This window comes from Providencia alcalifaciens DSM 30120, from assembly GCF_000173415.1.
GTDB classification, from domain to species: Bacteria; Pseudomonadota; Gammaproteobacteria; order Enterobacterales; family Enterobacteriaceae; genus Providencia; species Providencia alcalifaciens.
In genome coordinates this window covers 40535-53685 of record NZ_ABXW01000005.1, presented here as the reverse complement: position 1 = coordinate 53685, position 13151 = coordinate 40535, and the positions used below count along the sequence as shown (strand labels likewise).

Sequence of the window (13151 nt, the reverse complement as noted above, 5' to 3'; positions counted from 1 at the left end):
CCAAGGCGATAAAGGCAGTCTCAGTGGGGGCTATAGCTACAGTAATAATGCTCAATCCATCAATATGAACGCCAGTGGTGGCGCATTGTTACATTCTGAAGGACTAACCTTAAGCCGTTCGATGGGCGATTCCGTTGCCCTGATTAGTGCACCGGGCGCCGAGGGTGTCAGCGTCAATGGCGGTACTGCCGTGACCGATTGGCGAGGCTACGCCGTGGCGCCTTACCTCTCCGACTATAACAAAAACAGCATTGGTTTAGACCCCAGTACGCTGCCTGAAAATGTCGATTTGCCGCAATCCAATACCAATGTTTACCCAACCAAAGGTGCGGTGGTGAAAGCCAGTTTCCGTACCCGTATCGGCTACCAAGTGTTAATGACCTTAAAACAGGGTGCCAAGTCTGTGCCATTTGGGGCGATAGCCACCTTAATAACCGATAACAGTGCTGACAACATGAGCAGCATTGTGGGGGATGGAGGGCAAGTGTACCTCACAGGTTTACCTGAAACGGGGGAATTGTTGGTGAAGTGGGGGGACGCGGCCGCACAGCAATGTCAGGTGAATTTTGATTTACGCCATGTGGACGTCTCCGCCGATATGCCTATCCGCCAAGTGACATATCCCTGTGGTACTGAAAGTAGAACAGAGGTGGTGTTAACTACGAAAGAGCCGGTTAGCTTTGCTTCGAGAATACAGAAATTAGAAGACCTAGCGCATGAAGAAAAACCGCCATTTTCACAATGGACAAACTTTAGGTAATAAAAGGATTAATAAAATATGAAACATTATTTTTATAAATTGATTGGGAGTATTTGTTTCTTTTTGCTAGGTCAGCCTTACGCTTTATCTCTTAGCGGAGCTTCTGGTGAATATGATGTGGGAGAGGGTTTAGTATGGAGTGATGCTGTTAATGATACATATCGTTCAGCAACAGGTTGGGGGTACCAAACTCTCATGGGTCAAAGCTGTTTTGCTTTTAATATTCGTAGTGCTGATGATAATTCAATATGGAATAGCGCAAGCACAACATATACATCTTCAGATGGTAAATATACGGGATTAAAGATTGCTGAAGACATCCTTTTTATTGTAAAGGATGCTACGGTTAATACTTATGGAGGAGGAGGAGATAATGGTGGAGCCACGTTTAATTCTTACGGAAAGACGACTGCTACTGGTAGCGCAGTGATCCAAAATTCTCCATTTACATATTGTGTTACAGGAACATCTTATAATAGTTTTCCGAACCCGATGGGAGCGGGAAGAAGTATATCTTTTAATGGAATGGTTGCTATTTATGTGGGACCTAATGCACAGCCAGGGAAATATAGTATCCCTGCTTTCTACGCTGGTCTATATATGGAGCCGGGGATCCCCCTTTCTTCAGCAGGATTTATCACAGTAAAAACTCGGTTATCCTGCTCTATTTCTACACCACCTAAGATTGATTTTGGCAAAGTGAATATTTGGGAGTGGGAAGGCAATACCTCTGGCACACCAGGAGGAAACCGCAAAGATGTTTTAGGGTCGATTGATGGGAATTTTACAATCAACTGTACTGGCAGTGCAGATGCACATACCCCCGCCAAATTGACGCTTAACGGCACGACTCAAACATATTCAAATGACTTAAAAATGACTATGGATGCTACCGGCGAGATCGCTCCTGCAACTATACGTGCTTCGATTAAATCGATATATGCACCCTGCCATACAAGTGGGATCAATTTTGGTACTGGTAATCTCACCCCACCTGCAAACGAAGTGAATTTGGGGGAGCTAACTGTCGGTCAAAATTTAATCCCTTACCGTTTTAGCCTCTGTGCACTTGGGCAGGGCTTTAAATCCGGCGCCGCCTCTGCTTCTGCGACCGTCACCATTGACTGGGAATAACCCACCTCACCGCTTAGTGGTTTTCACCACGCGCCACTAAGCCCATATACTTCAACGATAAGAATCTCATGATAGCCACTTACCGCCGCCACTTTCTAACGCTACTGTTCATCGGGCTTCCAATGCTGTTATACCGCCCTGCACTTTCGGCAACACCCTCAACCTCCCTTGAGCAAATTCATGACCTCGGCGTGCAATCCATCAATGGCGATGGCGTCCCTGTTGATCTTGCAAAAGGGCGTTACTATATTCAGCAATCCGCTTTACAAGGTTACCCTCTTGGTCAATACCACTTGGGGATTTTGTTTTTTACCGGAGAAGGCGGACCTCAAAGCTCAGCCTGTGCAACGTGGTGGCTGAAAAAAGCCATCGCCGCAAATAACGAAGTACAAGCGATGGCGCAAGAAGCGTTAGATGACATTCAGGACGAAATGCGTGTCACAGCAGATGAGTTTAATGCACAACTTTGCCAACAGTATTCATACTCCTTAGTCCGTTCTCCGATGACGGAACCCGTTCAACCTGAGTCACAAGCTGACACGATGGAATTATCTTCCAAGGAAAACCATGCATTGCTAGAGGCATCGCAAAACCATAAACCGCACCGAATTTACACCTCTATTCGGGCATTACAAAATGCGCTGACGACAATATGGCAACCTATTGCCCAGTATCGAGAACGTCTGATGCTCGCCGCGGCACATAACGCCCACCTCCAGCAACAATTACCTCCCGTGATAGACGAAACTGTGCCTGACGAACCCACGGAAGTGATCATTACCCTCGTGCTACCCCCGTCCGAACAAAAAAGTGAAACTGAACAGATAGAATCGATACCAATCGACATGCCTAGCAAGCCGATAGAAGTCACGATCCCCACGACAAAAAAAACCGCTGAGAGCACCAATTTAGGCGGCGATATTCGTTCTGCATCCTCTCGCCATTACACGCTACAACTAGGGAGTGCTGCCAGCGCTGAAGGGCTTTATGAACAAGCTCGTCGACATAAATTGAGTAATTATTTGGTGTATGAAACCGTCAGAAATAACCGCCAATGGTATGTGCTCGTGTATGGTGAATACCCGTCAATCCGCTCGGCCAAACACGCCATACACAATTTACCTTCTGCGTTTCAACGGGATAAACCGTGGGTGCGCAGCATTCAACATGTTCAATCTGAACTGAATTAATATATCGATGTTTAGGTATAAGAACCAAGCTTATTTTTAGCACCCACTATAAGATGTTTTACCCGTATAAGATCAATAATTTTTTACTCGTTTTATACAAAAAAAATCACATTATCAGTATTATTTTTTAATCACTTCGCTAATCCCCTTAAAGGGGATTAGTTTTTCATTTTTTCTTTACTTTAGATGTCATGAAAAAACCACCTATTGATATTCAATTTTCAACACACCCGTTGAAGTAAACAAACCCAAATCAATCTTCTTGGCTGTATTTAAAACAGGCGAAACGGTAAGTAATGGTTTTTTATTGTACGTGAAATTACGATATTCTCCGGGTGATAACATTTTATTATCCGCTTGAATTTTCAGACCTAAATTCACATTAGATGTTCTGACTAAATCAGTATTAAATTCTGCACTTGAACTCTCAAATTTTAGTTTAAAATTTGAATTACTGGGCGATTGAGAGCCACAATCAAAATAATAATCAATATTTTTGGTATATCTTTCATTCGTAAACTCGCTCACATTTATCTCGCCAAATGAAACCTCAATAGGATGACCGGGTCCATTTCCCCATACACGTCGCATGTTCTTCCAATCACATTGACTTTAATCGCTAACGTATAGGTTTCTGCAATACAAAAATGACTAAAGAAAAAAACATTGAACGCTAAAAAACAAACACCATTTTATTATTCTTTCAATATCAAACACCATAATTATTCAAACTCCAAAATAAATACCCCATCATATAGAGTGAAAAAAGCTAAAGTTTCTATTAATTGATAATAATCGTTTTAATCTATATACCACGAGTTTCATTAACTCGCGGTGAAATAATATTTTCTACTTTTAATTATATGCTAACGTAAAATTAGTCATTGCTTGGAATTTCCCTGGTTTTACAGGAATAATTTTACTCTGCGCATCAACTTTCTGAACGCCAATAAGTGATGCTTGAATTCTCAACGTATTACTTCCTTCAACATAGTTCTGTTTGGCACTAGAGTTAATTTTAATATGAGAACCTGATGCATTCATTATCTTTACTGCAGCACCGCTTGTATCGCCCGTAATTTGTATATAGCCTGTATTTTCTCCTGCGTCTGTTCCTTTGAAAGTGACTGCGACTTGGTTATCACCTTTTAGATTACAACCTTCTAATTTAATCTGGAATGGTTGCGCGGATGATTCGCCACCATTATCTAATGTCATATTCGACACTTAACCCAATGGAACTTCTTGATTTTCCTCACCAGGGGCAATTGAGCATGGTGCTTCAATAATAGAACCAGAAAAAATCACAGTCCCACTACCAGCATCAACGGCCATAGCTGATGTACCCATTTCACTAAAAATGAGTGTTGATAGAATAGTTTTTTTCATATTATCCTCCTGTAATAAACATAGATAAAATAATTTATTAAAATAAATTAATAAAAATAAACAGTATCAGACGCAGATATTTTGTTTTTCAATTCAGTCGCATCATCTGAAGGCGATTTCTGTAATTCTAGGATGATGAATTTAATTATTCTCTCAAAAGGTATATCAAGAGCCACACTAATATTAAATAACATATCAAGACTAAATTTAGTTATTCCAAGCTCATAACGTGACATTTGCTGCTGTGAGATATTTATCTTTTTTGCTAACTCATGTGCAGAAATACCATTTTCTTTGCGTATTTCCCTTATAATTAAACCACAATAAAAAGATAATAAATTATCTCTCCCCTCACATTTAGAAGCACTTAATTTATTTTTATTCATAATAAAAATTCAAATCTCAAATTAATAAAAATTTAATTGAAATATTTAATTTCTCGCTGAATGATTAAAATTATAAGAGTGCTATTTTTAAATATCAAATAATAGAAACATAACACTTCATAGAAATAATTATATTTACATTTCTTACAATTAGGTTATTTCACTTACATAACAGCTAATTATATAATTAATCCTCTGATTCATTTTTAAAAATAAATATCTGACATTAATTAACTAGTTTTTTAATCTATTTTTCAAATAAAAATAATACATTCATCTAAAATTAATCCTTTTTAACAACTACTCACATATAGTAACAAAAATCGCAATTTCAACTCAAAAAACCCACATATGGAGTAATCGGAAGTGTTAAAAACAAGCAAAATCCCAATAAAATAACTAATAATCAACAGGATATAAAAAACCCATTTTATGGGTATGATTTACGCAAAATAATCTAGATAAGCAAAAGAAGGGATTGTTTTATTGATTTAAAAACAAAGCGTGTCGGTCTAATGGGCTAAAAAAAAATGATAAATAGCATCCCACCGCGCATGCTGACAATGCCACGATTCACCTTACGACATCCAATTTTCATGTGGTCACCCCCATGTGAGTCAGAGATAGAGACACATTGTATCCCTTTCACCCTCCCAGACAGAATGGTGTATACTTGCTGACAAGAAATTTATTCATGGTTAATTAATAATGAAAGAAATCGAAAAAACACAGATCAAACTTCTGAGCGACCGCTTAGATCTTATTCGTCACCAGATGGCAAGTCTGCAACTGTCGACACAAGCTGAAAAGTACGCTGAACTTGAAAAAGAAAAAGCGACACTGGAAGCCGAAATTGCTCACCAGAAGGAAAAACGTAGTAAGAAGCTCAGCAAAGAAGCGCAAAAGTTGATGGATATGCCATTCAAGCGTGCTATCACTAAGAAAGAACAAGCTGATCTTGGCAAACTGAAGAAATCTGTACGAGGTCTGATAATTGTCCATCCCATGACGGCATTAGGTCGCGAAATGGAATTGGATGATATGACTGGTTTTTCTAAGACTGATTTTTAGCTAAAAAATCTCCGCAACTAAAATCTGTTATGAACCACGAATACAAAGCGATTTTAACTGCACCTTTCACAGTTATCCGCCATTAGTGAATCATTTGCTGTATCTGCTTCTGACTGTGGATTCAATAGATAGATGTAAAAATTACGGGTGGCCCAGACCACCCTCGATATACTATTACGTTAATCTTATCTGTTTACCAAACCTGATTTTCTTTTTGCAGTGGCAGTACTAAATTCATGTCATTTTTAATATTGGTATCCAGAGTTCCGGCAATCTGCTTAAGAATTTCCCGATCACCATCAATCTTAGCTTTACCATTGGCGATTAAGTCATCCATATCCAGTGCAATGGTGTGGTTACCCAGTGTCCTCGCTTTAATCTAATCTGACACCATGCGATATAAAAAATCAGTATTTCTAGCAGCAGTGCTGCGATAACGTTAGGAGATGTGGTGCTCAGTTTATTCGGTACTCTCCCCCGTGTGCAGTGCGTATGCCCAAGACAAGCATATGAGGTATATGTTGCGATAAAGCACCGTTTCTTACTGGTAGCCTAACTGTTCCAACGTACCTACCAGCAGATAGTTGATATCTTTGTTACTCACGCTGTAAGCAACAATCTTGTTAAGTAAGTCTGCTTCGAAGCGATAAGCGCTTTTGTTATAACTCTGAACCGCAAGCTTAACGGGGTTCAGGACACCTTACATCCACTTTGACCATGAATATTCTCCGAGATAAATACCCTATATTACCAATTGAATACATGACTGAATCTGTAGGTATGTTTATTTTTCAATGAGTAACTGTAAATCAATGCAAATTAAAAAATTAGAATAATTATAGATATTAGGTGGTTATTTAACATAATACGATAATTTTTTATTATTATTGTAATTTTTACAATTGGAAGTGTATGAACAAGTTAATTACCGTAAGTTAAATGTATATTTTTCTTATTTTTCAATATGATAAACATGACTATAGTCACGTGGTTTATTTTATTTTTACTCGTATTACGCGATAATGTTAACGTTATCATTTGATATTACGAAGAGATTGAGAAGAAATAACACTGATATTTTTTATTGCTCAATAAAATGTAGATATTTTGTTAACACTCAAACTTTTTGTGTTATTAATTATTTCATTTTATGTCAATGTAATTTTTTATTACTGTAAAAAAGTAAGTGAATTAACGGAGATATGCTGAAAAAGAAATCAACATACTCAATATAAGTGTATTTGAGAAATAGTTGATGTTTGTTAAACCCAATAGAATAAATTAAATTAGTTTTACTTACCTAATATGAATAATCTATTTAATTATTTTTTGAATTATATTAATTAACATTAGAGATTCTGGTGATAAAAATGAACTTTACAGATGAAATGTTAAATGATGTTGCATCCTCATTTTTAAGGAGGATAAGAAAGCAGAATGGCATTACCGAAGGAGAATTGGCAGTATTACTGAAAATAAGCCAACAGCAAGTATCTAGATATGAAAATGGAAAGACGATGTTAACTATAGGACGTATTAATCAATATCTGAATGTTTTTGGTTTAAATTGGGAATGCTTTACCAATGAAATAATTAAAAGCACAGGAAAACCTCAAGATATTTAATATTATTTAATAATATTTTTTTATGAATACGGTTGCTCTGTATGAATAATTATTTTTTATTTTAAATAAATATATTAATTTGGAGTATATATGAATATTAATAAAAAAATTGCTATGTTGTCTGTTGTTATTTCCTCTATTGTTTGTAGTGCTGCATTTGCAGAAAATGAGCCGCTTCCTGCGCAAGTAGTTAATGGTGGTAATATTACATTTAATGGGGAAGTAACATCGGGACCATGTGCAGTTTCCAGTGCAGATACTGATAAAATTGTTACATTAGATACTGTTAAGTCTACAGTATTTACAGCTGCCGACCAATTAGCAAACGCAAGTAAACCATTTAATATCAATTTACTTGAATGTGATACAGACGTTCGTAAATCAGTTCAAGTTACATTTAATGGACAAACAGTAGAAGGTAAACCTGGTTTATTAGCTAATACTGCGGGTGTAGGTTCAGCTAAAAATGTTGCGCTACAATTATTCAACCCAGATGGTAGTGCATTAGACATTGGTGCATTAAGTTCTAAAGTCAATTTAGCTGAAACAACGACTATTCCATTATCTGTAGATTATAAATCAACAGCAGCCGCAGTTACAGCTGGTAAAGTTCAATCTGTTGCTAATTTCACGTTGACATACAATTAATTTTATTTAAATGCAATAAACTGATGATTAATCATAATGGTTAATCATCAGTCATGGAGTTTTTATGTTAAAAAAAACATATTTATTTTTTTGTCTTTTATTTTTCACTCAATATGTATATGCGGGAGGAGTATCCTTAAGTGCAACCCGATTAATCTATCCTTCGGATAAAAATCAAATATCATTAAAATTATATAATAGTGATAAAGATGGAAGTTATCTTATCCAATCGTGGGTGTCAGATGAAAATGGAAATAAGGTGTCTGATTTTATTGTCACTCCTCCATTATTTGTTATAAAACCTAATTCAGATAGTTTATTAAACATAGTCTATAGTGGAGATAAAAATAAATTACCTAATGATAGAGAAAAAATATTTTTCCTAAATTCAAAAGTTATACCTTCGTTGACAGAAGAAGAACAGAAGTTAGATAATGCATTATTAATTTCTACAACAACAAAAATAAAATTATTTATTAGACCTAGTTCAATTACCGAGAGCTCATTTAACTCTTATGAAAAATTAAAATGTTCTTATGAAAAGAACAAGTTAAAGATTGAAAACCCTACGGCTTTTTATATGAATTTAAGCTCATTATATATTAGTGGAAATGAAATATCTAAAGCCGAAACGATACCACCTAAGTCAGATATTTATTTAGATTTAACAAATAATAACAAAAGTAAAATTCTAAATTTCAATTTTATTAATGACTATGGCGTTCAAATAAAAAGCAAAGAATGTGTTTTTTAATTAAATTTGGAAATATATCTATGTGCCAAATAAAAAAATATTTTTTTATTATTTTTAGCTAATGTCAATAATTCATATGCGCAAGATTATTTCAATCCATTATTTTTAGGTTCTGATGTCGATTCAATCCAAGATTTATCGTATTTATCGGCAGGTAATAATGTTACTCCGGGTAAATATTTTTTAAATGTTAATATAAATGATAATTTCATTAAAAATATTAACATTGTATTTATAGAAGAAAAAAACAAGAAAGTTACGCCATGTTTTACTACAGAAATTATTAATGCCATTCCTTTTAATAAGGATGTATTAAATAAATTAAAATCATTGCCAGATAATGAATGCATAGATATAAGTAAGTATATAAATAATTTTAGTTATGATGTTGATTTATCTAAATTAACATTAACTTTATCAATACCTCAAATTTATCTTAAATCTATTAGATCAACATTAGCTGATGAATCTGATTGGGATGATGGCATCCCAATGTTTATGATGAATTATAATTTAAATGGCTCATTTTCTAAAAATAAAAATATGGATGATTATTCATCACTTTTTTTAAATTTAAATAATAGATTAAATCTAGGGTCATGGCGGATACAATCAAATTTATATTATAACAAAAATAAAGTTGGCTCTCGTACATATGATGACTGGAAATCTAATAACTCCTCAATATCAAGAAATATAAATTCAATAAAAAGTAATCTCATTGTTGGTCAGAGTGTTTTAGGCTCAATGCTATTTGATTCAGTTTCATATACAGGCATTACGCTCGCTACAGCTAATGAGATGCTACCTGATAGTGAAAGAGGATATAGTCCAACGATTAAAGGTATTGTAGACTCAAGATCTAAGCTCACTATTAGACAGAATGGCAATATATTATATCAGGAATACATCAACCCTGGTCCTTATAATATTGATAATTTAAATTCAGTAGGAACAAGTGGTGATTATGAAGTCGAATTAACCGCAGCCGATGGAGCTATCGTAAAATATAACGTTCCTTATTCTTCGTTACCAAACTTATTACGTAAAGATAGTTTTAATTATTCTGTGAGTTTAGGACAATTAGATATTACGTCAGCCAAAAGAAATAAATTTTCTCAAGGTACACTAGGCTTAGGATTGCCTTTAGATAGTACAATCTATACCGGTTATCAAATTGCTGATGATTACTTTTCTGCTGGATTAGGTTTAGGAACGGATATGGGAAAACTTGGTGCATTATCAATTGATGCTATGCAAGCGCAAGCTAAAATATATGACAAAAGTTATACTGGTGGCTCATATCGAATTTTATACGCAAAATCATTCAGTGACTCAGGAACTAATATTCAATTAACAGGCTACCGATATTCGACATCTAATTATTATACATTTACTGAAGCAAGCTATAGGAATAACTATAAAAATAGTTTCAGCGATGAACTATTTAATTATAATGAAAGAAAAAAGAATAGCTTTCAATTGAATTTATCTCAAAATCTAGGTGATTATGGTCAACTATATTTATGGGGTAATGTAAATTCATATTGGAATAGCGATTATAAGTCTAAAAACATCCAAGCTGGATGGAATAAAACACTTCCAGAGTTTAACAATATAATTATATCTACTAGTTATAATAAAAATACCTATATAAACAACACTGAAGATATTTTATATTTATCAATATCAGTTCCATTATCTAATGCAATAGATAAAAATACAGTATATTTAACCAATAGCACAAACTATAACAAATCTAAATATAATAATTTGACTAGTTTATATGGATCAGCTTTAGACAATAAATTAAATTACAATTTTTATCAAACTGTGAGTAATAATAGTGAGAATAAATCAAATTTAAATTTACGTTATAAAGCAAATATTGCCGAATTTAGTACGGGTACATCTTATTCTAGCACTACAAAAGAATTTGATTATGGAGTTACTGGTTCTATACTTGCTCATCAAGATGGAATTATATTTGCAAGAGAAGCAAATGATACCGCAATATTAGTAAAAGCAATAGGAGCAAGTGGCGCTAGGATTGATAAATCCGGAGAAAATATCACTATTGGTGATAACGGATATGCTCTTATTCCTTACGCTACCGCATACCACTATAATGATGTCGGGCTTTTCCCTGAAACATTTGGTATGGGTTACGATATAGATGGAAAAGTGATGAAAGTAGCACCAACTAGAGGTGCTGTAAGTAAAGTTGTTTTTGATGTACGTAAAGGATATAACTTTTTAGTATCACTTAACTATCAAGGAAAAAAAATAAAGTTTGGAACTCTTGTTATAAATAATGATGATAAAATGACATCAATAGTAAATGATGATAGTACAGTTTATTTAACTGGCGTTAAATCAAACTCAAGCTATACCGTTAAAATAGATAAGAGTACCAGTTGTCAATTTACTATTAATTATAATAAGAATAATGCGATGAATAACATTAATAAAGAAAGCGTCATTTGCAAATAATGGAATACTCAGAATGAAAAATAAATTTATTTTATTCATACTTTGCTTTTTTTGTTTTTCTGCATATTCTGCAGATGTAACATTAAATATTAACGGAGCTATATTAGGACAAAGTTGTAATATTTCCAGTAATGATTTAATTAAAAATGTTAATTTTCAAGATTTAAATCCAGGCGATTTTAATAATATAGGTGATGTTAGTCCTGAAAAATCAGTTTCAATACATTTAGAAAATTGTAGTGGTAATGTAAATAATATGATGTATCAATTTTCAGGGGAAGCAGATGCAAATGATACCACATTATTAAAGATTATAGGAAAATCAGGTAGCTCTATAGATGGGGTAGCTACAGGGCTCGCAATAGAAATACTAAATAAAAATAAAGATAGAATCAAATTAAATTCAAAAAAATTTTTGAATGAAACTATTACTACAACGAGTTATGATTTTACATTCTATTTAAGATATATATCAACAAACCAAAATGTTAGTTCAGGTGATGCATCTTCACTACTCTATCTGGATATCTATTATGAATAAAATAGTCTTGTTTTTTTTTACATTATTAATATTTCCAAGGTTAAGTATGAGTGATCGAATCACTATTAATATTAATGCGAATGTTATTGAGAAAAGTTGCACAATTTCAAAAAGTTTATCAAATTTAACAATTACATTAGGAACAAACGATTTAAGAGATAAAAAAATTGGAGTTCCATTTGGAGAAACTCCTTTTACAATAAGTCTAGAAGATTGTCCTACAAATATCTCTACTGCATATATTAAATTTACAGGAGAAAGTGATTTAGTAATGAGCAACTTGCTAAAAAATAATAATAATACAAATGAAGGAGCGAAATCAATTTCTATAGGGCTATATGATTTCAATAAAAAAAATATTGACATTAAAAACAATAAGACATCACTTAATATAAGTCATAATGAAAATAATAATATATTCCATTTTTTTGCTTATTACATTAAAACTAGCCAAAATTCATCTCCAGGAAAAATAACAAGTATTGTAGACTTTGAGATATTTTATGATTAATAAAGTTATAGTAATGTTTTTTATTTTATTTTTGAATCCTGCATTTAGTGGGATCACTATTGTTGGAACTAGATTTAATATAGATCAAAATGATAATCATACTAATATTAAAATTATTAATGATAATGAAAACGAATATTTGATAAAGAGTGTTATTGATGATGATAATTTTATTATTTCTCCACCTTTGTTTTTGATCTCAAAGGATAATAGTAGAAATATAACCATTATCCCAACTAATAAATTAAACTATCACACTGATAAAATCATAAACTTAACAATTATAGCAATACCGAAATCAGAATTTGATGACAATATATCATCCATATCTTTAGCTATAAGAAGTCATTTTAAATTGATTTTTCGTCATGCCGAGTTAAAAGAGAATGATTTTAAATTAATTAATATAGTAAAAGAAAATAATAAATACTTTTTATTTAATGAATCTAAACATGTATTTACCATCTCAATCTCGAAGAAAAAAACTACTGAAAATGAAAAAATATTTAGCATTTCCCCTAATGATAAACTTGAAATAAATAATATATGTGGAAATTCAAACCGTTGTGATTTTTTTATTCATTTCTATAATGAAAACAATGATGTAGTAAAGGTAACAAACTTATCATATAAATAAATTCAGGATTAA

Annotated in this window: 14 protein-coding genes and 1 pseudogene; 11 read left to right on the top strand and 4 right to left on the bottom strand. The window is 33.3% G+C overall.

What is annotated here, in order from left to right:
* The 3 genes from PROVALCAL_RS02325 to PROVALCAL_RS02315 all read left to right on the top strand — a co-directional run.
* Positions 1 to 760, top strand: a 760-nt coding sequence (locus PROVALCAL_RS02325) for a fimbria/pilus outer membrane usher protein (protein ID WP_006657470.1), incomplete at its 5' end; no start/stop codon positions are given.
* Between the two features lie 18 nt (positions 761 to 778).
* Positions 779 to 1894, top strand: coding sequence for a hypothetical protein (locus PROVALCAL_RS02320; protein ID WP_006657469.1), 1116 nt, complete (start codon positions 779 to 781; stop codon positions 1892 to 1894).
* 68 nt (positions 1895 to 1962) lie between these two features.
* Complete coding sequence (locus tag PROVALCAL_RS02315; RefSeq protein ID WP_050788068.1) at positions 1963 to 3084, top strand: SPOR domain-containing protein; 1122 nt, start codon at positions 1963 to 1965, stop codon at positions 3082 to 3084.
* A 204-nt stretch (positions 3085 to 3288) separates the two neighbouring features.
* On the opposite strand, the gene PROVALCAL_RS02310 is transcribed toward PROVALCAL_RS02315, so the two are convergent.
* The 3 genes and pseudogenes from PROVALCAL_RS02310 to PROVALCAL_RS02300 all read right to left on the bottom strand — a co-directional run bounded on the left by PROVALCAL_RS02310 (position 3289) and on the right by PROVALCAL_RS02300 (position 4859).
* Positions 3289 to 3675, bottom strand: coding sequence for a fimbrial protein (locus PROVALCAL_RS02310; RefSeq protein ID WP_006657467.1), 387 nt, complete (start codon positions 3673 to 3675; stop codon positions 3289 to 3291).
* Positions 3676 to 3939: 264 nt separating this feature from the next.
* Positions 3940 to 4473: pseudogene (locus PROVALCAL_RS02305) on the bottom strand (fimbrial protein).
* 47 nt (positions 4474 to 4520) lie between these two features.
* Complete coding sequence (locus tag PROVALCAL_RS02300) at positions 4521 to 4859, bottom strand: helix-turn-helix domain-containing protein (protein ID WP_006657464.1); 339 nt, start codon at positions 4857 to 4859, stop codon at positions 4521 to 4523.
* 708 nt (positions 4860 to 5567) lie between these two features.
* Here PROVALCAL_RS02300 and PROVALCAL_RS02295 point away from each other — a divergent pair.
* The gene (locus PROVALCAL_RS02295) at positions 5568 to 5930 is read left to right on the top strand and encodes a YibL family ribosome-associated protein (protein ID WP_006657463.1); all 363 of its coding nucleotides are present in this window, start codon (positions 5568 to 5570) and stop codon (positions 5928 to 5930) included.
* A gap of 193 nt (positions 5931 to 6123) precedes the next feature.
* Here the strand turns inward: PROVALCAL_RS02295 and PROVALCAL_RS19660 are convergent, their stop codons facing one another.
* Positions 6124 to 6267: a hypothetical protein gene (locus tag PROVALCAL_RS19660; RefSeq protein WP_006657462.1), complete on the bottom strand. Its 144-nt coding sequence runs from the start codon at positions 6265 to 6267 to the stop codon at positions 6124 to 6126.
* A 1033-nt stretch (positions 6268 to 7300) separates the two neighbouring features.
* Between PROVALCAL_RS19660 and PROVALCAL_RS02290 the strand changes: the two genes are divergently transcribed.
* The 7 genes from PROVALCAL_RS02290 (at position 7301) to PROVALCAL_RS02260 (ending at position 13139) form a co-directional block, all read left to right on the top strand.
* The gene (locus PROVALCAL_RS02290; RefSeq protein ID WP_006657461.1) at positions 7301 to 7555 is read left to right on the top strand and encodes a helix-turn-helix domain-containing protein; all 255 of its coding nucleotides are present in this window, start codon (positions 7301 to 7303) and stop codon (positions 7553 to 7555) included.
* A 90-nt stretch (positions 7556 to 7645) separates the two neighbouring features.
* On the top strand, positions 7646 to 8203 hold the full coding sequence (locus tag PROVALCAL_RS02285; RefSeq protein WP_006657460.1) for a fimbrial protein: 558 nt from the start codon (positions 7646 to 7648) through the stop codon (positions 8201 to 8203).
* A gap of 64 nt (positions 8204 to 8267) precedes the next feature.
* Positions 8268 to 8957, top strand: coding sequence for a fimbrial biogenesis chaperone (locus PROVALCAL_RS02280; RefSeq protein WP_006657459.1), 690 nt, complete (start codon positions 8268 to 8270; stop codon positions 8955 to 8957).
* Positions 8958 to 8996: 39 nt separating this feature from the next.
* On the top strand, positions 8997 to 11450 hold the full coding sequence (locus tag PROVALCAL_RS02275; RefSeq protein ID WP_071586578.1) for a fimbria/pilus outer membrane usher protein: 2454 nt from the start codon (positions 8997 to 8999) through the stop codon (positions 11448 to 11450).
* 13 nt (positions 11451 to 11463) lie between these two features.
* Positions 11464 to 11991, top strand: coding sequence for a fimbrial protein (locus PROVALCAL_RS02270; protein WP_006657456.1), 528 nt, complete (start codon positions 11464 to 11466; stop codon positions 11989 to 11991).
* 46 nt (positions 11992 to 12037) lie between these two features.
* A complete protein-coding gene (locus PROVALCAL_RS02265) occupies positions 12038 to 12502 on the top strand; it encodes a fimbrial protein (RefSeq protein ID WP_226890341.1) in 465 nt (154 codons plus the stop codon).
* Complete coding sequence (locus PROVALCAL_RS02260) at positions 12495 to 13139, top strand: fimbrial biogenesis chaperone (protein WP_006657454.1); 645 nt, start codon at positions 12495 to 12497, stop codon at positions 13137 to 13139. The genes PROVALCAL_RS02265 and PROVALCAL_RS02260 overlap by 8 nt, the downstream gene beginning before the upstream one ends.
* Positions 13140 to 13151: the final 12 nt, after the last annotated feature.